The organism is Streptomyces sp. NPDC051218 (genome assembly GCF_044455475.1).
GTDB lineage: Bacteria > Actinomycetota > Actinomycetes > Streptomycetales > Streptomycetaceae > Streptomyces.
Genome location: NZ_JBITEU010000011.1, coordinates 48,899 through 73,873 on the forward strand (window position 1 = coordinate 48,899; position 24,975 = coordinate 73,873).

20 protein-coding genes, 1 tRNA gene and 2 pseudogenes are annotated in these 24,975 nt (G+C 71.2%); 14 read left to right on the forward strand and 9 right to left on the reverse strand.

Going from position 1 to position 24,975, the window contains the following annotated elements:
• The first annotated feature begins 42 nt into the window (after positions 1-42).
• The 7 genes from ACIBCK_RS30390 (at position 43) to ACIBCK_RS30420 (ending at position 11,318) form a co-directional block, all read left to right on the forward strand.
• Positions 43-2,325, forward strand: a complete 2,283-nt coding sequence (locus ACIBCK_RS30390) for a (Fe-S)-binding protein (protein ID WP_399395427.1) — start codon at positions 43-45, stop codon at positions 2,323-2,325.
• A 184-nt stretch (positions 2,326-2,509) separates the two neighbouring features.
• Positions 2,510-3,847, forward strand: coding sequence for an FG-GAP repeat domain-containing protein (locus tag ACIBCK_RS30395; protein ID WP_399395429.1), 1,338 nt, complete (start codon positions 2,510-2,512; stop codon positions 3,845-3,847).
• A gap of 176 nt (positions 3,848-4,023) precedes the next feature.
• The gene (locus ACIBCK_RS30400; RefSeq protein ID WP_399395431.1) at positions 4,024-5,397 is read left to right on the forward strand and encodes an FG-GAP repeat protein; all 1,374 of its coding nucleotides are present in this window, start codon (positions 4,024-4,026) and stop codon (positions 5,395-5,397) included.
• A 72-nt stretch (positions 5,398-5,469) separates the two neighbouring features.
• Complete coding sequence (locus ACIBCK_RS30405) at positions 5,470-6,939, forward strand: FG-GAP repeat protein (RefSeq protein WP_399395433.1); 1,470 nt, start codon at positions 5,470-5,472, stop codon at positions 6,937-6,939.
• Between the two features lie 113 nt (positions 6,940-7,052).
• On the forward strand, positions 7,053-8,528 hold the full coding sequence (locus tag ACIBCK_RS30410; protein ID WP_399395435.1) for an FG-GAP repeat protein: 1,476 nt from the start codon (positions 7,053-7,055) through the stop codon (positions 8,526-8,528).
• A 200-nt stretch (positions 8,529-8,728) separates the two neighbouring features.
• Positions 8,729-10,204: a VCBS repeat-containing protein gene (locus ACIBCK_RS30415; RefSeq protein ID WP_399395437.1), complete on the forward strand. Its 1,476-nt coding sequence runs from the start codon at positions 8,729-8,731 to the stop codon at positions 10,202-10,204.
• 136 nt (positions 10,205-10,340) lie between these two features.
• Positions 10,341-11,318, forward strand: a complete 978-nt coding sequence (locus ACIBCK_RS30420; protein WP_399395440.1) for a Yip1 family protein — start codon at positions 10,341-10,343, stop codon at positions 11,316-11,318.
• Positions 11,319-11,399: 81 nt separating this feature from the next.
• Here the strand turns inward: ACIBCK_RS30420 and ACIBCK_RS30425 are convergent, their stop codons facing one another.
• Complete coding sequence (locus ACIBCK_RS30425) at positions 11,400-11,897, reverse strand: phosphoribosyltransferase (RefSeq protein ID WP_399395442.1); 498 nt, start codon at positions 11,895-11,897, stop codon at positions 11,400-11,402.
• Positions 11,898-11,905: 8 nt separating this feature from the next.
• Positions 11,906-12,481 (reverse strand): dCTP deaminase, encoded by a 576-nt coding sequence (gene dcd / locus ACIBCK_RS30430; protein WP_399395445.1) that lies wholly within the window; start codon positions 12,479-12,481, stop codon positions 11,906-11,908.
• Positions 12,482-12,994: 513 nt separating this feature from the next.
• Between dcd and ACIBCK_RS30435 the strand changes: the two genes are divergently transcribed.
• Positions 12,995-13,068 (forward strand) — tRNA-Gly (locus tag ACIBCK_RS30435).
• Between the two features lie 133 nt (positions 13,069-13,201).
• Positions 13,202-13,501 carry a hypothetical protein gene (locus ACIBCK_RS30440; protein ID WP_399395447.1) on the forward strand — a complete coding sequence of 100 codons (300 nt, stop codon included), beginning with the start codon at positions 13,202-13,204 and terminating at the stop codon, positions 13,499-13,501.
• On the opposite strand, the gene ACIBCK_RS30445 is transcribed toward ACIBCK_RS30440, so the two are convergent.
• Together ACIBCK_RS30445 and ACIBCK_RS30450 are read right to left on the reverse strand one after the other, a co-directional pair.
• Positions 13,498-14,163 (reverse strand): TetR/AcrR family transcriptional regulator, encoded by a 666-nt coding sequence (locus ACIBCK_RS30445; protein ID WP_399395449.1) that lies wholly within the window; start codon positions 14,161-14,163, stop codon positions 13,498-13,500. The genes ACIBCK_RS30440 and ACIBCK_RS30445 overlap by 4 nt on opposite strands.
• A gap of 112 nt (positions 14,164-14,275) precedes the next feature.
• Positions 14,276-14,749, reverse strand: a complete 474-nt coding sequence (locus ACIBCK_RS30450; RefSeq protein ID WP_399395451.1) for a carboxymuconolactone decarboxylase family protein — start codon at positions 14,747-14,749, stop codon at positions 14,276-14,278.
• Between the two features lie 158 nt (positions 14,750-14,907).
• Between ACIBCK_RS30450 and ACIBCK_RS30455 the strand changes: the two genes are divergently transcribed.
• Complete coding sequence (locus tag ACIBCK_RS30455; RefSeq protein ID WP_160506205.1) at positions 14,908-15,273, forward strand: PH domain-containing protein; 366 nt, start codon at positions 14,908-14,910, stop codon at positions 15,271-15,273.
• 30 nt (positions 15,274-15,303) lie between these two features.
• On the opposite strand, the pseudogene ACIBCK_RS30460 reads toward ACIBCK_RS30455, so the two are convergent.
• A pseudogene (locus ACIBCK_RS30460) lies at positions 15,304-15,567 on the reverse strand (nuclear transport factor 2 family protein); the annotation flags it as partial.
• 202 nt (positions 15,568-15,769) lie between these two features.
• Between ACIBCK_RS30460 and ACIBCK_RS30465 the strand changes: the two are divergent.
• The 3 genes and pseudogenes from ACIBCK_RS30465 (at position 15,770) to ACIBCK_RS30475 (ending at position 18,688) form a co-directional block, all read left to right on the forward strand.
• Positions 15,770-16,714, forward strand: coding sequence for an SGNH/GDSL hydrolase family protein (locus ACIBCK_RS30465; protein ID WP_399395454.1), 945 nt, complete (start codon positions 15,770-15,772; stop codon positions 16,712-16,714).
• Between the two features lie 106 nt (positions 16,715-16,820).
• Positions 16,821-17,216: pseudogene (locus tag ACIBCK_RS30470) on the forward strand (hypothetical protein); the annotation flags it as partial.
• A 209-nt stretch (positions 17,217-17,425) separates the two neighbouring features.
• Positions 17,426-18,688 (forward strand): ion channel protein, encoded by a 1,263-nt coding sequence (locus tag ACIBCK_RS30475; protein WP_399395456.1) that lies wholly within the window; start codon positions 17,426-17,428, stop codon positions 18,686-18,688.
• On the opposite strand, the gene ACIBCK_RS30480 is transcribed toward ACIBCK_RS30475, so the two are convergent.
• Together ACIBCK_RS30480 and ACIBCK_RS30485 are read right to left on the reverse strand one after the other, a co-directional pair.
• Positions 18,656-19,285 (reverse strand): MarC family protein, encoded by a 630-nt coding sequence (locus ACIBCK_RS30480; protein WP_399395458.1) that lies wholly within the window; start codon positions 19,283-19,285, stop codon positions 18,656-18,658. The two genes, ACIBCK_RS30475 and ACIBCK_RS30480, sit on opposite strands and share 33 nt — an antisense overlap.
• A 27-nt stretch (positions 19,286-19,312) precedes the next feature.
• Complete coding sequence (locus tag ACIBCK_RS30485) at positions 19,313-20,224, reverse strand: LysR family transcriptional regulator (RefSeq protein WP_399395460.1); 912 nt, start codon at positions 20,222-20,224, stop codon at positions 19,313-19,315.
• Positions 20,225-20,375: 151 nt separating this feature from the next.
• On the opposite strand from ACIBCK_RS30485, the gene ACIBCK_RS30490 reads away from it, so the two are divergent.
• Complete coding sequence (locus ACIBCK_RS30490; protein WP_399395463.1) at positions 20,376-21,713, forward strand: SGNH/GDSL hydrolase family protein; 1,338 nt, start codon at positions 20,376-20,378, stop codon at positions 21,711-21,713.
• A gap of 106 nt (positions 21,714-21,819) precedes the next feature.
• On the opposite strand, the gene ACIBCK_RS30495 is transcribed toward ACIBCK_RS30490, so the two are convergent.
• Complete coding sequence (locus ACIBCK_RS30495) at positions 21,820-23,787, reverse strand: FUSC family protein (RefSeq protein WP_399395465.1); 1,968 nt, start codon at positions 23,785-23,787, stop codon at positions 21,820-21,822.
• Between the two features lie 65 nt (positions 23,788-23,852).
• Positions 23,853-24,884 carry an endonuclease/exonuclease/phosphatase family protein gene (locus ACIBCK_RS30500; RefSeq protein WP_399395466.1) on the reverse strand — a complete coding sequence of 344 codons (1,032 nt, stop codon included), beginning with the start codon at positions 24,882-24,884 and terminating at the stop codon, positions 23,853-23,855.
• Positions 24,885-24,975: the final 91 nt, after the last annotated feature.

Genomic DNA, 24,975 nt, shown 5'->3' on the forward strand with positions numbered 1-24,975 from the left:
CGCTTAGTAATAGTTCGCCTCGCAGGCCCGAGGAGCCCCCAAATGCAACTCGCCGCGATCATCGTGTCGCTGGTCCTAATCGCGGTCGGCGTCGCGCTGTTCGGCCGTGCCATCGTGCAGATCTACCAGTACATGCGGCTCGGACAGTCCGTCCCCGCAGGTACCCGCACCGATCAGCCCGTGCAGCGCACCGTCACCGTGGCCAAGGAGTTCCTCGGCCACACCCGCATGAACCGCTGGGGCGTCGTCGGCGTCGCGCACTGGTTCGTGGCGGTGGGCTTCTTCTCGCTGCTCCTGACCATCGTCAACGCCATCGGCCAGCTCTTCAAGGCCGACTGGATGCTGCCGATCATCGGCGAGTGGGCCCCGTACAACATGTTCGTCGAGTTCATCGGCACCATGACGGTGGTCGGCATCCTGACGCTGATCGTCATCCGGCAGCTGAGCAACCCCGACAAGCCGGGCCGCAAGTCCCGGTTCGCGGGCTCCAAGAAGGGCCAGGCGTACTTCGTCGAGGCCGTCATCCTCATCGTCGGCGTCTGCATCTTCACGCTGCACGCCCTTGAGGGTGCCCAGCACCACGTGGACAGCTACGAGGCGTCGTTCTTCATCTCGTACCCGTTCGTCTCGTGGTTCGGCGGCATGGATCTCTCCACGCTGCAGAACCTCACGTACTTCTTCGCCATGGTGAAGATCGCGACGTCCTTCATCTGGATGATCACCGTCGCGCTCAACACGAACATGGGCGTCGCCTGGCACCGCTTCCTCGCCTTCCCGAACATCTGGTTCAAGCGCGACGCGGACGGCTCCACGACCCTCGGCGAGCTCCAGCCCATGACGTCCGGCGGCAAGCCGATCGACTGGGAGGACCCGGCCGAGGACGCCGTCTTCGGTGTCAGCCAGGTCGAGCAGTTCTCCTGGAAGGGCCTCCTCGACTTCAGTACGTGTACGGAGTGCGGCCGCTGCCAGTCGCAGTGCCCCGCCTGGAACACCGGCAAGCCCCTCTCCCCGAAGCTCCTGATCATGTCGCTGCGCGACCACGCGCACGCCAAGGCCCCGTACCTGCTCGCGGGCGGCGGCAAGGACATGGAGGGCAACGAGAAGGCGACGGAGGAGCAGCTCAAGGACGTTCCCGCCGCCGCTCTCGCCGAGGCCGAGCGCCCCCTCGTCGGCACCGCCGAGGAGAACGGCGTCATCGACCCCGACGTCCTGTGGTCCTGCACCAGCTGCGGCGCCTGCGTCGAGCAGTGCCCGGTGGACATCGAGCACATCGACCACATCGTCGACATGCGCCGCTACCAGGTGATGATCGAGAGCGCGTTCCCGTCCGAGGCCGGGACGATGCTCAAGAACCTGGAGAAGAAGGGCAACCCCTGGGGCCTGGCGAAGAAGCAGCGTCTGGAGTGGCTCAAGGAGCTCGACTTCGAGGTGCCGGTCGTCGGCAAGGACATCGAGGACCTCACCGAGGTCGAGTATCTGTACTGGGTCGGTTGCGCCGGCTCCCTCGAAGACCGCGCGAAGAAGACCACCAAGGCCTTCGCCGAGCTGCTCAACATGGCGGGCGTCAAGTTCGCGATCATGGGCGGCGACGAGAAGTGCACCGGTGACTCCGCACGCCGCCTGGGCAACGAGCCGCTGTTCCAGCAGCTCGGCCAGGAGAACGTGATGGCGCTGAACATGGCGTTCGGCGAGGAGCTGGACGACGACGGCAAGGTCACGCCCGAGACGGCCAAGCCGAAGACCGCGAAGAAGATCGTCGCGACCTGTCCGCACTGCCTCAACACGCTCGGCAACGAGTACCCGCAGCTCGGCGGCGACTACGAGGTCATCCACCACACGCAGCTGCTCCAGCACCTCATCGACGAGGGCAAGCTGATCCCGGTGACGCCCGTCGAGGGCCTCATCACCTACCACGACCCGTGCTACCTCGGCCGGCACAACAAGATCTACACGCCCCCGCGCGAGATCATGTCCGCCGTCCCCGGCCTGCGTCAGCAGGAGATGCACCGCCACAAGGAGCGCGGCTTCTGCTGCGGCGCCGGTGGTGCGCGGATGTGGATGGAGGAGCGGATCGGCAAGCGCATCAACACGGAGCGGGTCGACGAGGCGCTCAGCCTCAACCCCGACATCGTGTCGACCGCCTGCCCGTTCTGCCTGGTGATGCTCACCGACTCCGTCAACGGCAAGAAGAACGATGGCAAGGCCCAGGAGTCCCTCCAGGTCGTGGACGTCGCGCAGTTGCTGCTCGACTCCGTGAAGACCCCGGTGGACCCCGCCGGTGAGTCCGAGACCGCGGACGAGCCGGAGCCCCAGCCGGTGAAGTAGCGAAAACTGTTCGGCTTCAGGCCGGTTCCGCCCCTTGGGCGGGACCGGCCTTTCGTTTGTGACGCATGGGGGAGCATCATGTGCTGGTTGTTGTCGGTTGGGGCGGTCGGGGCGGGTGATGGGCATGCGGAGTGCCGGGATACGTGGCGTGCGCGAGGGCAGACGGACGCGGCGCGGGGGTGTCATGGGCACGGCAGCCGTCGTCAGCTGCGCGCTGCTGCTCGCCGGCTGCGGCGGGGGCGGCGGTGAGGAGGCGGGCAAGCCCGACGCCCGGCACAAGCCCGTCAGCATGGCCGGCAAGGGCGCTCCCCAGCAGCCCGTCCCGCGGGGCAAGGGCAGCAAGGCCGACGACGACTTCAACGGTGACGACGCCCCCGATCTCGTACTCGACCAACTGGTGCACAGCGGCCATGGCGACGACGCGGGCATCGGTGTCGTCTACGGGTCGAAGAGCGGACTGCGCCCCGGGGCCCGGCAGTTGCTGAGCGCGCAGGCCAACGGAGCGCGTACGAAGGGTGAGTTGCCCGCCGCCTTCGAGTCGGAGGCCGCCTGCGACCTCGATAAGGACGGGTTCACCGATCTGCTGGTCTCCACCGACCCGCCCTACGACGGCATCGGCCAGCCGCCCGTGCCCTTGCAGATCCTCTTCGGCTCGGCCCGGGGTCTGACGGGCAAGGCCGTGAAGGTGCAGGTGCCCAAGCAGTCCCGCATCGGCAACGACTGGTCCGACCAGCCGGTGTGCGGCGACTTCGACGGTGACGGTGCGAGCGACCTCGTCCTGCACGCGAGCGGCGCCCGGCTCACGTTCCTGCGCGGCCCCTTCAAGCGCACCGGCGCCCCGCGCGCCGCCGGCAAGCCGCTGGCCGCGCCCGGCAACGACCTCGTCACCGGCAGGGCCACGGACGTCGACCGCGACGGCTACGACGACCTCCTCGTCCGCAAGGCCGCGAACGCGTCCGGCGCTGCCGCCGGAGCCCTCGTCCTGGGCGGCCCGAAGGGACCCGCCGAGACCGGGGTGCTCTTCCCGGCGGGCACGGACACCGCGTTCGGCCGCTTCGGCAAGGGCAAGGGCATGGACGCGGCCGTCGCGGGCCCGGCGGGGGTCGCGCTGCGGTACGACGTGCCCGGCACCCTGCGCTCCACGCTTGAGGCGAAGGACGTGGCCGTGGACGCGGGCGACTTCGACGGGGACGGCCTGAGCGAGCTCGTCCTGAGCGGGGGCGGCAGCGGGAGTGGCGGCGGCGCCGGTGAGGTGCGGGTCTTCCGTGGGCGCGCGGGTGGCCTCTCGGCCGACGCGACGGCGACGGTGACGCCCTCCGAGTCCGCGGAAGGGACCACGCAGGTGCTGGGCGTCGCGGACTTCGACGGTGACAAGCTCGCCGACCTGGTCCTGCGGACGGCTCGGGGAGACGGCGAGGACACCGTGGGGGTGTACCCCGGGGTGAAGGGCGAGTTGGTCGCGCGCAAGCCTCGGCTCACGTTCTCCACGCAGGAGTTCCTGGCCCTCGGGGACGGGGCGTAGGGACGGGGCGTAAGGGCCGGGCGTAGGGGCGAGGCCTAGGGACGGGGCGTAACAGCGGGGCGTAGCAGCGGGGCCCCCGTTCACCTGAACGTCACCTCGTCTCCTCCGTCGCACAACCATTCGTACGCCCCACAAGTCACACCCCCGGAAGAATCCCCCACTCCCGGGAGTCCCACGTGCGCGTACGTAATCTGGCCATCGCCGCGAGCGTGGCGGCCCTTGCCGCCACGGGTCTGACGCTGCCCCTCGCGGGCACGGCGAGCGCCGCGTCCACGCTCCAGGACGACTACAACGGGGACGGCTACCGCGACCTGGCCGTCGGGACGCCCCGCGCCAACTCCGTGACGGTGACGTTCGGTTCGGCCTCCGGGGTCTCCGGGGGCCGCTCCGTCACCGTCACCCAGGACACCGCCGGGGTACCCGGAGTCCTGGAGGACGAGGACGAGTTCGGCGAGAACGTCACCAGCGGCGACACGAACGGCGACGGCTACGCCGACCTGATCGTGGGCTCACCCGGCGAACAGGTGGAGGGCAAGCCGTCCGGCTCGGTCACCGTGATCAAGGGCGGCAGAAACGCCTTCACCTCCGGCGGCCACGTGATCAACGCTCCCGGCGACACCGCGGGCCGCTTCGGCGAGGCCACCACCTGGAGCGACCTCGACGACGACGGCGCGCCCCAGCTTGCCGTGATCAGCGGCGACAACTGGTGGTACTACTCCGAGACGCAGGACCAGGCGTTCGGCCTGGAGGTCGACTTCATCCCCGAGGGCGCCCACCTGGACGGCATGATCGCGGGCAACTTCAAGCGCAAGGACGGCAGCGGATTCGTCCTGTACGGCGAGCGCGCGGACGGCGGCGCCTGGACCGCGCACATGAGCGGCGGCGCCGGTGACTACGGCTACGGGGCCGAGGTCCTCGGCGAGGGCGCCGACCCGACGGCCACGCGCGACGCCGCCGCCACGGGTGATGTCAACGGCGACGGCTACGCGGACCTGGTCACCGGCAACCCCCGTGACGCCAAGGGCGGTTCGGTCACCGTGCGGTTCGGCGGCAGCGGCACGTTCGGCGCCCCCGTGACGTACGACCAGTCCTCCACCGGCATCCCCGGCGCCGACGAAGCCGACGACGGCTTCGGCTGGTCCGTGGCCGCCGGCGACGTCACGGGCGACGGCCTCGCGGACCTCGCGGTGGGCGCGCCCGGCGAGCAGGTCGGCACGGTGGACGGCGCCGGCAGCGTGACGCTCCTGCAGTCCACCGCGGGCAAATTCACCTCGGGCAAGGCCTGGCACCAGGAGACCGCGGGCGTGCCCGGCGTCGCCGAAGCGGGCGACAGCTTCGGTGCGTCCGTACGCCTCAAGGACATCAACAAGAACGGCAAGGCGGATCTGGCCACCGGCGCGATCGGCGAGGACATCGGCACGACGGTGGACGTCGGCGCCGTGTGGGTCCTGCGCGGCACGACGACGGGCCTGACGTCGTCGTACGCGGCGTCCTTCAACGGCACGGACTTCGGTCTCGGCGCCACCAGCTTCGGCGAGACGCTGCGCTGACAGCGCCACCTCCCTCACCTCTGCCTCCCTCACACCTGACCCCCTTACTGCTCAAGCGAGTTGGAGATACCCGTGGCCTCGAAGGCTGACCACGTGCGGAAGCCCGCACGGACCAAGATCCTTTCGGCGGGCGCGCTCTGTGCCGCGACCGTGCTCGGCGTCGCCGGCCTGACCGCCGGTGGCGCGTCCGCCGCCGAGCCCGCCGTTCCGACGGCCGACTACAACAACGACGGTTACGCGGACCTCGCGGTCGGTGTGCCCGGCGCGACCGTCGGCGGCAAGGCCAAGGCCGGTTACGTCAACGTGGTGTGGGGCGGCGCGTCCGGCCTCGGCAAGCACGGCTCGACCACGGTCAGCCAGGCCACGGCGGGCGTGCCCGGCATGGCGGAGGCGGGCGACGCGTTCGGCACGGCCGTCGACTCGAACGACATGAACGGCGACGGCTACAGCGACCTGATCGTGGGCGCACCCGACGAGGACAACGACGCGGGTCTTTCCGCGGGCACCGTCGCCGTGGTGTGGGGCGCCGCAGGCGGTTTCAAGGGCGGCTTCACCGCGGCCAACGGCGCGTTCAGCGGCGGCAGTTACGGCCAGCTGCTCGCCAGCGGCGACTTCGACGAGGACGGCGACAAGGACATCGCCCTCAACACCCACTTCGACGAGACCAGTTCGGTCTCGGTGCGCCCCGGCCCCTTCACCTCGGGCTCTCCCGCAGGCCTGTCCCGGGTCGAGGGCTGGCACTTCGCGGGGCCGCGCGCGCTGGTCGCCGGTGACTTCGACGGGGACGGCGCGGACGACCTCGCGTTCAGTTACGACGGCATGGAGGTCAGCGGTACGGCGGTGAAGAGCCGCGACGCGGGCACGGGCGAGTGGCGGACGACGTGGTCCACGGGCGACAGCACCGACACCGGTCTCGCCACCGGTGACTTCGACGGGGACGACACGGCGGATCTGGCGATCGGCAACGTCCAGCCCAACCCCGAGTCGGAGTCCACGCATTGCGAGGACCGTCTCGGCGGCGCGATCCTCACCGTCTACGGGAAGCAGGGGTCCACGCTGGGCGGGCCCTCCTCCTGCACGACGCAGAGCGGCCCGCAGGTCGGCGGCAGCCCGGAGGCCGGGGACGACTTCGGGGCGCGTCTGGCGTCCACGGACACCGACCAGGACGGCCGCGACGAGCTGATCGCCGGCTCCGAGGCGGAGGCGGTCGGCACCGCCGAGAACGCGGGCACGTTCTGGTTCCTCACCGCGACCGGCACGGGCACGGACCTCGCGGGACCCGCCTTCAGCCAGAACTCCGCGGGAGTGGCGGGCACGGCGGAGACGGGCGACCGCTTCGGCGCGGCGGTCACCGCGGGCGACTACAACGGCGACAGGCTGCCGGACTTCGCCGTGGGCACGCCCGGCGAGGACGCGAAGTCGGGCGGTGTCTGGTACGCGAGGACGCCCACGAACGACCCCGGCCCGGAGATGACCTCGGTGACCCCCGGGAAGCTGGGGCTCTCCGGTGCCAGTGGCTACGGGGCCGTGCTGAGCCGATAGCGAGCGAGCTGAGTTTTCCCGGCCGGGGGAGGTTCTCGCCTCTCCCGGCCGGGGTTCGACCACCCCCCTGAGCAACCAACGAACACTCAACGACCAGCCATCCAGGAGCCCCCGTGCCCAAGCACAAGCGCACCACCCCCACCCACAGACCCGGCCGCCTGGCCGTGGCGACCGCCGCCGCCGCGGCCCTCACAGGCGGACTCCTCACCCTCACGGCGACCACCGCGACGGCGGCCCCCGCGGCCACCCAGCCGGACGACGCCGACTTCAACGGCGACGGGGCTGCGGACCTCGCCACCTCCGCCCCGCACGCCAACGTGGGCGGCAAGGACAAGGCGGGCCAGGTCGTCGTCACGTACGGCGGTGCCGAGCAGCGCCACGTCACCTACAGCCAGAACAGCGCGGGCGTGCCCGGCACCGCCGAGACCGGCGACTTCTTCGGCGCCGACACCGAGTACGGGGACTTCGACGGCGACGGCTACGACGACCTCGTCGTCGGCGCCATCGGCGAGGACGTCGGCACGGACGTCGACGGCGGCACGGTCCAGGTCCTGTGGGGCTCCCCCGGCGGCCTGTCCGGCGGCGCCACGATCAAGGACCCGCGGCCCACCAAGCACGACCGCTTCGGCGGCCCTCTCCAGGCGGGTGACTTCGACGGCGACGGCAAGGACGACCTCGCCGTGGGCTCCGCATCGGGCGCCGCGACCCTCGACATCTTCGACGGCGGGATCTCCCGCAGCGGCGCCACCGGCGGCCGCTACACCGTGCTCCCGCCCATCCACAGCGGTGAGGACGCGGGCCCCTTCAACCTGCACTCCGGGGACGTCAACGGCGACGGCAAGGACGACCTGCTCGTCAACGGCTTCTCCACCGCCGACGACTACAACGCCAACCTCTGGCTGCCGGGCAGCGCGGGCGGCGTCACCACGAACGGCGTCCAGCGGCTGCCCGCCGGCCACATCACCGACGTGGGTGACACGGACGGCGACGGCTACGGCGACGTCATCATCGGCCTCACCTGGGACGAGGGCATCGCCGGAGCCAACAAGGGCGGCACGGTGTACGTCGTGAAGGGCAACGCGAACGGCCCGTACGGCGGCAGCGAGGCCATCACCCAGGAATCGCCGGGCGTCCCGGGCGGCGGCGAGAACGGCGACTCGTTCGGCGCGGAGCTGGACCTCGGCGACATCAACGGCGACGGCCACCTCGACCTCGTGGCGAGCTCCCCCGGCGAGGACCTGGAGGGCGTCTCCGACGCGGGCTCGGTCACCGTCATCTACGGAGCGGCGGACGGCTCCGGCCTCTCCACGCAGGGTTCCGTGCTCTACAGCCAGAACACCCCCGGCGTCCCCAACGCCAACGAGAAGAACGACTTCTTCGGCTCGGACGTCCACATCGACGACCTGAACGCGGACGGCCGGGGCGACGTGGCCATCGGCGCGCAGGGCGAGAACGGTGACAACGGAGCCGTGTACATCCTGGACGCCCTCCCCGACGGCTCCCTCGCGGGCACGTCCGGCACCTACACGTCGACGGTCGGCATCTCGTCCACGGGCACGCCCCGCCTCGGCACCAACTTCGCCGACTAGCAGCGCAGCGCATCCCCCTCTCAGCCGCCGGTCCCGCACCCCTCCGTGCGGGACCGGCACTCCCCCTCCGGGCGCATCCCGGGGGCAACCCTTGCCCAACTCCGCGTGTCACACAGGTGAACCAGTGCGGCCGTGCAGCCGGGCCGTCACGCCTGGCTCTCCGTCAACTCCCCGTACCCATGAACAAGTTGGAGCCCACCGTGCCCACTGTGCCCCTGCGTGCCCGAACCGTCGCCCTCGCCGCCGCCACCGCCCTCGCCGCCACCGGTCTCGCCCTCCCCCTCGCGGCCACCGCCACCGCCGCGCCCGCCGCCGCCCCGCTCTCCGCCGACTTCAACGGTGACGGATACGAGGACCTCTTCGTCGGGGTGCCCAGTGGAACCGTCGGCGGCAAGGCCAAGGCCGGGTACGTGAGTGTGGTGTTCGGTGGGGAGTACGGGCCGGGGCCGCACGGTGTGCGGCGGATTACGCAGGCCACCGTCGAGGTGCCCGGCACCCCGGAGGGCGGTGACCGGTTCGGGGGGTCCGTCGTGGCCGCTCATGTGGACGACGATCCGTACGCCGACCTCGTCATCGGCGCTCCCGGCGAGGACATCGACGCCGCGGCCGACGCCGGTTCCGTCACCGTCCTGTACGGCACCGGCGACGGCTTCGCCCAGGCCAACACCGCCGCCCGGGGTGCGAAGTCCGGTGACGTGTACGGGAACGCCCTCGCCGCCGCCGACTTCACCGGTGACACGGACGTCGACCTCGCCATCGGCGGCAAGGACCAGGTCGTCGCCAACTTCAACCCGCTCGCCGCCCGGACCGAGCCGCTCATGGGCGACCGCATGGGAGGCCGCGCGCCCCTCCTCGCCACCGGCGACTTCGACACCGACGGCCTCCCCGACCTGGCCCTCGCCTACTACACGAAGAACCAGCCCTACACCCAGTCCCACCTCCGCCTCTACGGCTGGAACAAGGACGAGGGCTCCATGGGCAACTTCTGGAACAACTCCAACGGCGCCGCGAACGCCCTCGTCGCCGGCGACTTCGACGGCGACAACTACGAGGACCTCGCCGTCGGCAACTGCCGCGAGATCGCCGACGAGAACATCGACGACCCGTGCGGCCCCGAGGAGCTCACCAAGGGCGGCGGCATCCACATCCGCTTCGGCGGCCCGAACGGCAGCTTCGGCTGGGAGCAGCAGACGTTCAACCAGGACACCGCGGGCATGCCCGGAGTCGCCGAGACCGGAGACGGCTTCGGCGACGCCCTCGCCGCGGCGGACATCGACGCCGACGGCCACGACGACCTGATCGCGGGCGCCCCGGGCGAAGCCATCGGCAGCGCGGCGAAGGCGGGCAGCGTCACCGTCCTCAAGGGCGGCGAGATGGGCCTGCTCGACCCGGCGGGCGCCGCGAACCCGGGCACGGTCGCCTACCAGCAGAACTCACCCGGCATCCTGGGCGTCGCCCAGGCGGGCGACCTCTTCGGCGGGGCACTCGCCTTCGGTGACCACAACGGCGACGGCGCCCCGGACCTGTCCGTCGCCGCGCCCGGCGAGAACTCCGCCGCGGGCGGTGTCTGGGACCTGCCGGGCGGCAAGGCGGGCGGCTCGGTCGTCACCCCCAACTCCCTCGGCCTGCCCGCCTCTTCCGACCCGCTGGCGTACGGAGCGGTGCTCGGTAAGTAGCCGCTCACGCGCGGCACCGGGGACCCTGGGGAAAACCCCTCAGGGTCCCCCTAGGGGTTGTCACAGGTCAGCGGCAAAGCCGCTCTCCTCCCGGGGAGGGACGACCCGGGCCCTTCAGACCAGGTACGTTCGATTCGTGGCTGGATTCAGGATCGGACGCGGCCGGGACAACCGCACCCCGCAAGCGCGACCCCAACAACGACCGCGGCAGGAGCCGTACGGGCAGCAGGCCCCCCAGGGCCAGCAGCCTCCGTACGGCTACCCTCAGCCGCCCTCCCAGCCGTACGGCGGGCAGCAGCCCCCGTACGGCCAGGGCCAGGGCGGCCAAGGCCGCCAGGGCGGATACGGCGGGCAGCAATGGCCGCAGGCGGGCGGCAACCACGGCAACCACGGGGAGCCGGAGTACTTCGGCGGACCGGGTGATCCCGGTCAGGGCGGCCGGAGAGGCGGTCAGGGCGGCTTCGATCCGTACGCCGCCAACAACCCCGGTCACACCCAGGCCTTCTCCGTGGGCGAGGACCCCTACACCCAGGGGGACACCTACCGCGCGGGCCAGGCCCCGGCGCCGGTGGGCCCGCGTCTGCACTGGAAGGACCTGCTGCGGGGCATCGTGCTGCGCCCGGGGCCGACCTTCCTCCAGATGCGGGACTACGCGATGTGGGCCCCGGCCGTCATCGTGACGTTCCTCTACGGCCTGCTCGCGATCTTCGGCTTCGACGGCGCCCGCGAGGACGCCATCAGCGCCACGCTCTCCACGGCCGTCCCGTACGTCCTGACGACGGCCGTCGCGATCACGATCAGTGCCTTCATCCTGGGCGTGGTCACGCACACCCTCGCCCGCCAGCTCGGCGGCGACGGCGCCTGGCAGCCGACGGTCGGCCTCTCCATGCTGATCATGTCCCTCACGGACGCGCCCCGCGTGGTCGTCGCGATGTTCCTCGGCGGCGGCCAGCCCTTCGTCCAGCTCCTCGGCTGGCTGACCTGGGTCGCCGCGGGCGCGCTGCTCACGGCGATGGTGAACAAGTCCCACGACCTACCGTGGCCGAAGGCGCTGGGCGCGGCATCGATCCAACTGCTCGCGCTGCTCGCGATCATCAAGCTCGGCACGTTCTAGTACTTGGGACGGCTCTCTAGTACTGGAGACGGAGAAGGGCCCCGGCGGATCACTCCGCCGGGGCCCTCTGCGTCTGGCCGCTCAGGCGTCGAGAACCTGACCGGCACGCTTCACGACGGGCGCCTCGACGCTCCACGGGAAGTTGATCCACTCGTCGGTGCGCTTCCAGACGTACTCGCACTTCACGAGCGACTGCGACTTCTCGTAGATGACGGCGGACCGCACCTCCGCCACGTGGTCGAGGCAGAAGTCGTGCACGAGCTTCAGCGTCTTGCCGGTGTCCGCGACGTCGTCAGCGATCAGCACCTTCTTGTCGGTGAAGTCGATCGCGTTCGGCACGGGCGCCAGCATGACCGGCATCTCCAGGGTCGTCCCGACCCCGGTGTAGAACTCCACGTTGACCAGGTGGATGTTCTTGCAGTCGAGCGCGTACGCGAGCCCGCCCGCGACGAAGACGCCACCTCGGGCGATGGAGATGATGACGTCGGGCTGGTAGCCGTCGTCGGCGATCATCTGCGCGAGCTCACGCACCGCGCCGCCGAAATTCTCGTACGTAAGGTTCTCGCGCACGTCACTCATGCTGGATGTCACACCTGTGTCCGATGGAAATTGAGGAAGGAGCGGGAGGCGGTGGGGCCTCGCTGTCCCTGGTATCGCGATCCGTACCGCTCCGAGCCGTAGGGCGCCTCGGAGGGTGAGGTCATCCGGAACAGGCAGAGCTGCCCGATCTTCATGCCCGGCCAGAGCTTGATGGGCAGCGTCGCGAGGTTGGAGAGCTCGAGCGTCACGTGCCCGGAGAAACCGGGGTCGATGAAACCGGCCGTCGAGTGTGTCACCAGGCCGAGCCGCCCCAGGCTGGACTTCCCCTCCAGCCTGCTCGCGAGGTCGTCGGGCAGGCTGATGATCTCGTACGTCGAGGCCAGCACGAACTCGCCGGGGTGCAGGATGAACGGCTCGTCGCCCTCGGGCTCGACGAGCCGCGTCAGGTCGGCCTGCTCCACGGAGGGATCGATGTGGGGGTAACGGTGATTCTCGAACACCCGGAAGTAGCGGTCGAGCCGCACGTCGATGCTTGAGGGCTGCACCATGGATTCGTCGTACGGATCGATCCGCACTCGTCCGGTGTCGATCTCGGCCCGGATGTCCTTGTCTGAGAGAAGCACGCACCGAGGATACGCAGAGCGCGCGGGCCCGCCCCAATCGGACGGCCCCACGCGCTCCTGTTCGCTGCTCTCCCGTGCCCGCGCTACCGCTTCTGCGACGCGACCGGCACGGCATGCCGCAATCGGGCGCATCGTGGACAGCGGATGAGACGGCCGGGTCCGAGCCGGTCGGCCTTCTGCATCGGGAACGAAGCAGTGCTGAACACGTGCCCTTCGGCACATCGGACGACGGTGCGCTCCATCAAGTCCTCGAGTCCCTTCCCCAAAGCCGTAGTTGAGCTCGCAGCGTCCCGCACCTGCTCGTACGCGAGCTGACGACGAAAGGCCACATTACGGGACGAAAGGGGCGCCCCTCCAGGCGGCACTCCGGTCTCTCACCGTACGCCCCAACTCCCGCGTCCCGAAGCGCCATCCATGCCCCGGACAGCACGCCGGCCCCGCGGCAAAAGCGCCCGGGGCCTGGGATGAGGTAGAGTGTGCGACGTTACGACACCGCCACAGACGGTGTCTTTCGCGGGTGTAGTTTAGTGGTAGAACATCAGCTTCCCAAGCTGAGAGTGCGAGTTCGATTCTCGTCACCCGCTCCACAGTTGAGGCCCAGAGGCCCAGGTCGGTGACCTGGGCCTTTTTTGCTGCCCCGGAGCTCGATCCCACTCGATCACACGAGCCCAAGAGCACAAGAGCACAATGGGAAGTAGTGCCTCATGGAAGGAGGAGGCCATGAGCGAGATCCACTCCCCGAGGAAGGGTCATCGCGCCGTCTTCTGGGTTTTTCTGGCGATCCAGGTCGTCTTTCTCGCCTGGGTCGCGGCAGCCGCCGCCACCGGCAGCGGAACGCCGGATTCCTGCTCGCGCCTGACGGGCGACGCCCTGAAGCTGTGCGAGGACTCCGACGCCGCCGGCACCACGATCGGGGTCGGCCTGATCGTCGCGGTCTGGCTGGCGACGGACTTCATCATCGCTGTGACATACGCCATGTACCACCTCACCCGCAGGCCACCACGGCGCACCCACACCTAGGGCTTTCGGCCCAACTCCTGGAGTGCTCCGCCGAGTTGGTCGGCGGTCAGAGCGGCGCCCGGGAGGGGTGGCGCGGCCGGCGCGGCGCGCAGGCCGTCCAGGAACAGGGCCAGGGGGCGGCGCCAGGCGTCGGGGGCGGTCGCGGTGGTCAGCGCCGGGATGGCGCGGCCCAGGGCGGCCAGGGCGAACAGGACGTCCTCGGTGGTCACGTCGGCGCGGACCGTGCCCTGGTCGCGGCCGCGGCCGAGCAGGACGTCCATCGTCTCGCGGTTGTGGGCGTGCACGGCCCGCAGCGCTTCGACACCCTCCAGGCGGGTGGTCATGAGGTCGTTGGTGCCGCGGTCGGCGGCCAGCGTGACGAAGACGGCCCGGAGGTACTCGTGCAGCGCCGCCCAGGCGTCCGGGGCCGTCCTGGCCCGCTCGCCCGCGGCCATCGTGCCGGTCAGGAGGTCGTGGAAGACGGCGTCGACGAGGGCGGCGCGGGTGGGGAAGTTGCGGTAGAGCGTCGCGTTCCCCACACCCGCCCGGCGGGCGATCACGTCCAGCGGCGCCTCGAGCCCCTGCTCCGCGAACACCTCGCGGGCGGCCCCCACCAGGAGGTCCCAGTTGCGCCGCGCGTCGCGTCGCCGCGGGGGCGTCACGCGGTGTGAGCCGCCGGTCATCGTCACTCTCCCTCAGCACATGGGGAGCAGTCCCCGGTGGCGATGCTATCGCCGGGGGAAGAAGCGGGGAGGATGCCCCACTTCACCCGTTTCACCGTCCGGGGGGGACGCGCTAGCCGAACTGGCCCGGCTGGTAGTCGCCCGCCGGCTGCTGGACGATGACGTTCACGCGGTTGTAGGTGTTGATGAGGGCGATGAGCGAGACGAGGGCGGCCAGCTGGTCCGCGTCGAAGTGCTTGGCGGCTTCCGCCCACGCCGCGTCCGTGACCCCGCCCGCCGCGTCGGCGACGCGCGTCCCCTGCTCCGTGAGCTCCAGGGCGGCGCGCTCGGCGTCGGTGAACACCTGGGCCTCGCGCCAGGCGGCGACGAGGTTGAGGCGCGTCGCGGTCTCCCCCGCGTGCGTGGCGTCCTTGGTGTGCATGTCGGTGCAGAACCCGCAGCCGTTGATCTGGCTCGCGCGGATCTTCACCAGTTCCTGCGTCGCGGGGGGCAGGGTCGAGTCCGACACGACCTTGCTCGCCGCGTTGATGTGCTTCAGGACCTTGCCCGCCAGCGGGCTGCCGAAGAGGTTCAGCCGAGCATCCATGGTGATCTCCCTTGCCAGTGCCGATGCTTGCACTCCTGTGACGGAGGCGCGCGCCAAGACGTGACAGGAGGAGCAGGATCACGTTCGGCGGTCCGCCCCCGCAGGGCGCGCGTTACAGTCGGACGTTCCTGCGAATTCAACTAAATGGGGGGTCTCTCATGGCGCTGTTCGGAAACGCGCACACCATCGATCCAATGACCGCGCAGCAGGACTACGCGCGTCTGCTGGGCCACGGGGAGCAGGTGCAGGCCGCGTTCCTGCTGATCCGCGACACCATGCTCTTCACCGACCGCCGCCTCGTCCTCGTCGACAAGCAGGGGATAACCGGCAAGAAGGTCGAGTACCACTCGGTCCCGTACCGCAGCATCACGCACTTCGCCGTGGAGACCGCCGGGCACTTCGACCTCGACGCCGAGCTGAAGATCTGGATCTCCGGGACCCCCGAGCCGATCCAGAAGACCTTCACCAAGGGCGTCGACATCTACGAGGTGCAGGCGATCCTCACGCAGTACGTGGCGCGCTGAGCGAAAGCCCGTCGGGGCGCGTGCCCGCGGTCAGGCCGTGGGCACGCGGTCCAGGAACCCGTGCACCGTACGGATGCGGCCGTCGTCGGCGAGTGTGATGACGTCGAAGCCGGCGACGGGAGCGGAGCCGTCCGCGAGCGACACCAGCTCCCAGCCGAAGCGGGCCACGTGGTGGTGGCCGTCGACCGCTCCCGTCTGCCGGAACTCGAAGCCCGGGAACTGCTCGTGGGACCCCGCGATGACGGCGGCGACTGCCTCGTGACCGGAGACGTCGGCCATCGGGTCGGTGTAGCTGCGGACATGGCGGGTGCCTCCTGGGGCTGGGATGTTCGGAACACGGGGTTGCTTCGTCCAACCGGGTTGTTCCTTCGATGCCTTGAGCTTGCCGCGCCAACCGCCGGGGGGCGATTACGTCCGAGGTAATGCGGTCTTCTCACGCGAGGGTGTCTGTGCTTGCCTGAGGGGCTCTTTCGGTTGCCTGGACGGGAGTTGGCGTATGCGCAAGCCGTGGATCGGTGGGGTGCTGGCCGCTGTGCTGCTGCTCGGGGCGTGCGGCGACCCGGGGTCGGGGGGTACGTCGAACGAGGCCGCTCCCAAGCCCCCGCCGGCCGCGGGTCCCTCCAAGTCCCCGGGGCCCTCCGCGCCTGCGTCCCCCTCCGCCTCCCCCACGGCCCGTCAACGCGTCGCGGACACATCCCACGCGAAGGCCCCGAAGGTGCTCTATCTCGGGGACTCCCTCGCGATGGAGAACCAGACCGTCCTCGGCGATCTCCTGCGCACCGGCCTCGGCGCCCGCTACCGCAGCGCGCCCTACTCCGGCACCACCCTCTGCGACTACCTCGACGGCACCGGCGAGGACTCCCTCGTGCCGGACAAGGACAAGGCCGCCGCGCTGGTCCGCGAGGAGCGTCCGGACGTCGTGGTGCTGCAGTTCTGGGGCAATGCCTGGGGCTATACGCCGTGCATGGACGGCATCACGTACGACAAGGAACGGCAGAAGTACTTCGACCGGTACGCCGCCGACGCGAAGGCGCTGGCCGCGCAGATCGGTGAGGCCGGCGGTGCGGACGGGCCGCGGATCGTCTGGGTCCTCCAGGGCCCCGACCCGATCACGCCCGACCGCGTGCGGCGCGTCAACGGCATCTACGCAGCGCAGGCGCGGGCCTCGGGCGGCATCGTCGCCGACGCGGGCCGCGCGGTCGCGCCGGCGGCGGGCCGTTACACGTGGGTGGAGCAGCTGCCGTGCACGGCGTACGAGAAGAAGAACCCGGCGTACTGCACGGAGCCGGGCAGCGGTCGCACCGCCCTGCACCGCGGTGACGACTACCTGCACTTCTGCCTGGCGCCGACCACGGCCAAGTCCCGCCCCTGCCCGGCCCGTTCCCCCGGCATCCGCCGGATGACCGCGGAGATCACCCGGGCGGTGGGCGAGGCGGGCTGACGCCCCGCCCACCGCCGGAGGCGAAATCATTCGGGCTAATCCCGCTCGCGCGTCCCTCAGGGCTGTCACACGCTGTGAACTCCTGACCGACGAAGAAAGGGAGCCCATGAGCAGCGGAGCGAACAACCCGCGGGGCACCAGCCCCTGGGCGTCGGGCGGCACGATGTTCGCGGGTGTCCTGATGCTGGTCAGCGGCATCCTCGGCATCCTCGAAGGCATCGCGGGCATCGCCAAGGACGACGTCTACGCACGCATCGGGGACTACGTCTACAAGTTCAACCTCACCACGTGGGGCTGGATCCACCTGGTCCTCGGCATCCTCGTCGCGGTCACCGGCTACGGCATCCTCAAGGGCGCGACCTGGGGCAAGGCGTGCGGTGTCGCGCTCGCCTCGATCTCCGTCGTCCTGCACTTCATGTGGCTGCCCTACCAGCCGATCTGGGCGCTGATCGCGATCGCGATCGGCATCTTCGTCATCTGGGCGCTGTGCACGGACCACTCGGGACGTGCCGGACGCGGCGACGGCCATGGCGTACCGCCGGGCGGCGAGACGGCAGCGGGCGGCTGGGGCCCCCGGGCCACCTCCAGCGGGCCCGGCCCGTTCGCCGAGGGCGCACGTGGCGCCGACCCCGGCCCGCCCCGCGGCTCCGACCGCACTCCGCCGCCCACGACCTGACCGGACGCGAGGCAGCGGCCGCCCCCGGAGGGCCCATGACACCGCAGGCCCGCGCCCTGCTTCCGTTCGTCCTGCCCGCCCTGCTCGTGGGCGTCGGGTCCAGCCTGATCCTGCTGCTGCTCAGCCTCGTGGCCGAGCGGTTGCAGGATCTGCTGTGGGACACGCTGCCGGACGCGCTCGGCGTGTCCGGTACGTCGGCGGGGTGGATCATCGGCGTCCTGACCGCGGCCGGGTTCGTCGTCGGCCTGATCGTGTGGAAGATCCCGGGGCACGCCGGGCCCGACCCCGCGACGCTCGGCCTGGTCGATCCGCCGCTGCCCGTCCGGTTGCTGCCCGGCCTCGCGCTCGCCGTCGTCGTGGGGCTCGCGGGCGGCGTCAGCCTCGGCCCGGAGAACCCGATCACGGCCATCAACATCGCCCTCGCGTACACACTCGGCATGAAGGCCATGCCGCGGACGCCGGCCGCCGAGTGGGTCGCCCTCGCCGCGGCGGGCACGATCGGCGCCCTGTTCGGCACGCCGGTCGCGGCGGCGCTCATCCTCTCCGAGACGATGGTCGCCCCCGACCCGCGTCCGCTGTGGGACCGGTTGTTCGCGCCGCTGGTCGCGGCGGGCGCGGGCGCGCTGACCACGGTGCTCATCGCGCACCCGACGTTCCAGATCGACGTCGCCGCGTACACGGGGCCACACTGGGGCGACGTACTCTCCGCGATGGTCATCAGTACGGGGGCGGCGGCCGTCGCACTGTGCGCCGTGTACGCCTTCCCCCACCTCCACCGCGCTTTCCGCCAGCTCGGCAACCCCGTACTGATGCTGACGGTGGGCGGGCTCGTGCTGGGCGTTCTCGGCGCGCTCGGCGGCCATCTCACCCTCTTCAAGGGCCTGGAGGAGATGAAGGAGCTGACCGCGCACGCCGCCGACCACGACGCGGGCAATCTGCTGCTGCTCGCCGTGGTCAAGCTGCTCGCGCTCTGCGTGGCCGCCACCTGCGGCTTCCGGGGCGGGCGGATCTTTCCCGCGGTCTTCGTGGGCGTGGCGCTCGGCATGCTCGCGCACGCCCTCGTCGACTCGGTGCCGCCCGCCCTGGGGATCGCCTGCGCCATCCTCGGCGTGCTGCTCGCCACGACACGGCAGGGCTGGCTGAGCCTGTTCACGGCGTCGGTCGTGGTGATGGACCTCGCCGTGTTGCCGCTCCTGTGCGTCGCGGCCCTGCCCGCCTGGCTGCTGGTGACGGGGCGCCCGGAGATGCTGATCGCGAAGGACGACTCAGGTGCGGTCGAGGCCGGGCACGCCCAGTGACGCGAGCCCGTCGAGGACCAGGTCCACGCCGACCGCCGCGAGCAGCAGGCCGAGCAGCCTGCCGAGGAGCTCGATCGTCGCGTGGTGCGTACCGCGCAGGATGCGCGCGAGCAGGACCACGCAGAGCAGATCCAGGGCGATGACGGTGACGTACGCGCCGACGACCGTGGAGCGCCAGGACCAGGTGTCGCGGGCAGCCGCCTCGATCAGCACGGCCGTCATGGCGAGCGGGCTCACGATGTACGGCATGAGCAACTCGCGTACGCCGCTGACGAGATCGGGCGCGTCCAGGTCCGCGCGGTCCGAGCCGAGGTGGACGCCGAGGACGAGCCCCACGGCGTAGATGAAGAAGATGACGCCGCCCGCGAGCTGGAGCGCGGGCGTGGAGATGTGGAAGAGCTCCAGGAGCCACGGCGCGGTGAAGCCCGCGACCAGCCCCACCACGACGGCGGCACCGGACGAGACGAGCGCGATCGTCCGCAGCTCGCGGACCGGATGGTTCTGCGCGAGGCCGCCGAAGGCGAGCAGCACCTTGGGCGGCCCGACGACGGAGAAGAAGGTGATGAAAGCGGCGGAATAGGTCAGGGCAGCGGTCACGCACGGCATCCTGTACCGCGCCGCGCCCTAGAACGCGGCGGGCCCGCCGTTCGCCGTGACCGTGTCGCGCACCGCGCGGACGAAGGCCTCGACGCGGGGGGTCCCGGCGGCGGCCGTGCGCCAGATCAGCGCGACGTCGGCCGACGGGACGTGGGTCAGGGGTACGAAGGTGATGCCGGGCCGCGCGTAGTACTTCTCCACCGAGGCGACCACCGGCGACACCCCCTGCCCGGCGCCGACCAGCGTCATCAGCTCCTGGAACCCGGCGACGGCCTGGCCGCGGCGGATCGGGAGGCCGCTCGGGGTGCGGGGCGGGATGTGGAAGTCCCACCAGTAGGCGGGCGCGCCGTTCACGACACCGAAGAACGTCTCGCCCGCGCACTCTTCGAGGGACACGCCGGCGCGCCCGGCGAAGCGGTGGCCGAGCGGCACGGCGAGCATGCGGGGTTCGTTGATGACGACGGGCCCGACCGTGAGGTCCGGCTCCTCGACGGGGAGGCACGTGAACAGGACATCGGCCTCACCGCTCCGGAGCGCGCCGAGCGGGTCACCGACCTGGGTCTCCCGCATCCGGACGTCGCAGCGCGGGCAGCGCTCGCGGAACGTCGTCAGGATCGCGGAGGTCAGCGTGCCCGCGCCCGCCCCGAGGAAGGCAACGGTCAACTCGCCGTCGACGCCGCGCGCCACGTCCTTGGCGCGGGCGACGGCCGCCTCCATCCGCAGGTGCAGGGGCGCCAGGTCGTCGTACAACTGCCGCCCCAGCGGGGACATCTCCACTCTGCGGCTCGTGCGCTCGAAGAGCGGGGCGCCGATCTTGCGCTCCAGCCTCTTCACGGTCTGGCTGACGCGGGCCTGGGAGAGGAGGAGGCGCTCTGCGGTGCGGCCGAAGTGGAGCTCTTCGGCGAGAGTCAGGAAGGTTTCGAGCTCCTGCCGTTCCATCCCCGCCACCCCGTCCGTCTGACCTGCATCGATAAGCTGAACGCACCGATCGTTTCATGGATCGCCGTTGATCGGGGGGCGGTGGGGGCGGATCTTGGAGGAGTCCCCCTCCGGGGCATGCACCGCTTCCTCCAACTCCCGGGAGATCCCTGTGTTCTCGCGTACTCGCACCTCCGTTGTCGCCGCCACCGCCGCGCTCGCCCTGACGGCCGGTCTCGGTCTCACCGTCACGGGGGCCCACGCCTCGGGCTCGAAGCCGTCGGGGCCGTCGGGGTCCTCGGAGTCCTCGCACGGCTCCGCCTGGACCGCTGCATGGGCCGCGTCGCCGCAGCGTGCCAGCACCGGCTTCAAGCCCAACTGGTCGGAGGACGGCTTCTCCGGCCAGACCCTGCGCCAGGTCGTCCGCGTCACCGAGGGCGGCGACAGAGCCCGTATCCGGCTCTCCAACGCGTACGGCACGTCGCCGCTGCACATCGCGGGGGCGACCATCGCGCGGACGAAGAAGGGGGGCGGGGCAGCGGTCGAGGGCGGTTCGGTGCGGCGCCTCACCTTCGAGGGGAGGAGGTCGGTGGCGATCCCGGCGCACGGCCAACTCTCTAGCGACCAGGTGGGCTTGGACCTCAAGCCCTTCGAGTCGGTGACGGTCACCCTGCATCTGGCCCGTACGACGGGGCCCGCCACGTTCCACGCGCAGTCGTTCGCGACGAGTTACCGGGCGGACGGGGATCATGTGGCGGACGCCGGGGGCGGGGCGTTCGACGAGTCGACGGAGTCCTGGTACTTCCTGTCGGGGGTGGATGTCGCGGGGGGCGGCGCCGCTGCCGGTGCCGGTGCCGGTGAGAAGCCGCGCCGGAGCGGAGGCGTCGTGCTCTTCGGTGACTCCACCACGGACGGCTTCGCCTCCTCCACCGACCGCAACCGCCGCTGGTCCGACGCCCTCGCCGAGCGGCTCGCCGATGCGGGGACGCGTCGCCCGGTCCTGAACGCCGGTATCGGCGGCAACCTCGTCCTCAACGACTCCGCCTGGTACGGGGAGCGGGGGACGGCCCGCTTCGGGCGGGACGCGCTGGATCTGCCGGGGGTGGGGACGGTCGTCGTCCTGGAGGGCCTGAACGACATCGGTTTCAGCGAGAGCGATACGCCCACCTACAAGCCCGCGCCGAAGGTGAGCGCGGCTGAACTCATCGCGGGCCACCGCAAGTTGATCCGGGCCGCGAAGAAGAAGGGGGTGCGGGTGGTGGGCGCGACGTTGCTGCCGCTGGGGGGCTCTGATCACTACGGGGAGCGGGCGGCGAAGGTGAGCGATGAGTTCAACGCGTGGGTGCGGACGTCTGGGGAGTACGACGCGTACGTGGACTTCGACCGGGCTCTGGCGGATTCCGCCGACGGGGAGCGGATGGCCCCTGAGTACGACAGTGGCGACCATCTGCATCCGAACGATGCGGGGTATCGGGCGATGGCCCACGCGGTGAACCTCGAACAGCTTTAGTCCCCAACCCCGCCCCTTCCCGAAAACTCGCTCGGCGCGAGGGCCTTGGTGGCCGTCATCACCGGCTCCGCCGAGTTCGTCCTCAAACGCCGGACGGGCTGAAGGTTCACCCCCTGCCCGGCGACGCAATCGCCCTCGCAGCGACCACCTCCTGGCGGAGTGGTTCCAGGACGCTGTCCTGCGGCCCGGAGAACTCCGCAGGGACCTCCTCCAGCGTCTCCGAACCCCGCAACCCCTCCGCCAACTCCCGAAGTTGGCGGGCCACCTCCCCCACCTCCGTCAGGCTCGGCTCTCCCGCCCCATGGCGGATCCGCACCCGCGCAGTGGTCGTCGCGTCCACGATGCGTTCGACGGCGATCACCAGCGGCCACCACGCCGCGGCGCGCGCCCCCATCGGGGGCGGTTCCGTCAGGGCGCGCTGGAACTCCGTGCGGATGACGGAGAGGTCGCGGTACAGGCCGCGCCGCATGCGGGCCCGCTCGGCCACGTCCACCGCCGTGCCGAACGCGCTCTCGACGTACGACGCCGTGTCGGCCACCGTGTCCGCGAGGCGGTCGCCGATCCGCGTGTGCCAGCTCTCCGGCCACAGCAAGTACCCCGCGACCAGCGAGATTCCGCAGCCGATCAGGCTGTCCACGAGGCGCGGCACGACGAGCCCGAAGCCCTGGTGGTTCAGGACGTCGGACAGGAGCAGGATCACCGGGGTGATCGCGGCCGTCTGGAAGCCGTAGCCCCGTGTCGTGAGTGCCGGGATCAGGGCCGCGAGGACGAACATCACTGGCACGTCCCACCAGCCGCGCGGCACCTCCGACAGGACCGCCGCCGCGACGACCAGGCCCGCCGCCGTACCCAGCGCCCGCAGCACCGCCCGGGAGAAGACCGAGCCGAAGTCGGGCTTGAGGACGAACGTGACGGTGAGCGCCACCCAGTACGAGCGCGGCACGTCGATCAGGGACACCAGTGACTGCGCGATGCCGATGCACAGGGCCAGGCGCAGGCCGTAGCGCCAGGACGTGCTGGACAGCAGGACGTTGCGGGTCGCCCTGCGGGCCCGCACGCGCAGGGCGGCGGGGCGGCCGAGGCGGTCGTCGACGTTGACGGCGCCGTGCGGGTCCGAGTCGTTGAGGAGTTCCGCCACGTGCCGCAGGGCGTGGTCGACCGCGTCGGCCGACGGGTCGGGCGGGGCGGGGAGGTCGGGTTCGGGGATCGGGGTCTTTCCGGGGGCCGCCACCGCTTCCGCGAGCCGCCGCACCTCCGCGGGGTACTCCGGCGGCATCGGGACCCCGCACTGGTGCGCGGCGGGCGCGGCCTCGACGACCGGCGTGATCGCGTTCAGCTGGGCCACCAGGCGTACGAGGTCCGGGTTGCGGCCGTGCGCGCGGGTGCGCCGGGCGAGGACCAGGTCGTACGACTGGTTCAGCGAGGTCGTCACCGCGGCGCGCGCCTCGTCGTACCGCTCGGTGCCCGCCGCTTCGAGCAGCGCGGCCACGCTGCGGTAGGTCGCCGCGACGGCCGCCCGCTCCGGGACGCCGGAGCGCAGCGGCCAGGCGAGGAGCCCGAGAGCGAGGACCAGGAGGCCGCCGCCCGTCATGAGGGCGGGGGCCAGCCACCATGGCCCCGGCATCGGAAGCCCCGCCCCCACCACGGAGTTGAGCAGCAGGAGCAGACCGGACACGGACGCCACGGCGCCGATCGTGGACATCATCCCGGAGACCAGCGCCACGAAGGTGACCACGCCGACCGCGACCCAGCCGTGGCCGAAGACGAGCGAGCCGATGGTGACGCCGAGCGCGCCGAACAGCTGCGGGACGGCGATGTTGAAGATCCGCATGCGATACGCGTCCGCGGTGTCGCCGATGACGCCGGACAGCGCACCCATGGAGGCCAGCGCCCCGTACGCGGGCTGTCCCGCCGCGAGGCCGATGAGGAGGGGCAGCGCCATGGCGACGGACGCGCGCGCCACCGCGGCCCACGGGATCGGCGCCGCCTGCGGCTTGAGGGTCCTGACCAGCCAGGGAGGTGGGGCGAGGGCGCTCAGAGGGCCCGGTGGTGCGGGTGACTCGCGGGGGCGCATGCGGCCATTATCGCCACCGCGGTGGCCCCCGCGTCGCCGCTGCGCCCGGCTGCCTGACCTGCGTTTTACCGCTTCTGGCCGTGCAGCGTCAGGTCCACCACCAGGGTCCGGTGGTCCGTGCCGCCGATGTCCAGGAAGCGGGCGTCGCGGGCCGAGAAGTCCGGGGTGACGAGGACGTGGTCGATCTGGGTGCCGAGCGGTGACATCAGGTCGGCGGGCCAGCTCGGGGCTCGGGCGGATCCGGCGAGGCGGGCGGCGTCGCGTACGCCGCCGGTGTCCAGGATGTCGCGGAAGGCCGCGTGGTCCTGGGTGGCGTTGAAGTCGCCCGCGATGATGGTGGAGCGGTTCGCGCGCCTGCCCTCGGCGGCGTAGTCGCGGAGTTCGGCGAGTTCGGTGCGCCAGGTGCCGAGCTGCTTGGGCAGCGGCGGCATGGGGTGGGCGAGCTGGATGCGGATCTGGTGGCCGCTCTTCAGCTCGGCCACCGCGCCGGGCATGCCGAGGGTGCCCGCGAGGCCGCTCGCCTTCTTCAGGGGCAGTTTGCTGACGATCACCGAGCCTTCGGCGCCGCTCGCCTCGCTCGCGGTGCGGTAGGGGTAGTCGGAGCGGGGCAGTTCGTCGCGCAGGGTGTCCGAGCAGGTGTAGTCGCACTCCGGGACGAAGAGGAGGTCGGGTTTCTCTTCGCGGACGGCCTTGAGCAGGCCGGGGGTGCCCTGGCCGAACTCGACGTTCGACGCCATGACGCGGAGCTCGGCGACGGCCGGCCCTGCCGGGTCGTCCGTCTTGCCGTACGGCTCCATGAACCAGGCGACGCCGCCGAGCGCGACGACGCCCCAGACGAGGCCGACGCGCCAGCGTGCGAGCGCCGCGAGCAGCAGTCCGGCGATGGTGGGGGCGAGGAGCCAGGGCAGGAAGGCGAGGATCTGCGGTACGGGGGTGGGGCCGTCGGAGTCGGCGATCCGGTGGCCGAGGATGGTGCTGACGCCGGCCAGGAGGAGGGCGGCGAGCCAGGCGGAGGGGCGGTGCCGGGGGCGCCGCTTCGCCTGCGGCTCCGGCCACTCCTCTCGGGGTGCCGTCCTCGCTGCCGTTGCGCTGTCCAAGGCCGGCCTCTCCGTGTGGGGTACTGCGGGAATCTTCCCCTAGAGACGGCGGGGTGGGGGTGAGGGTTGCATGTCCCCAATCCCGCCCCTT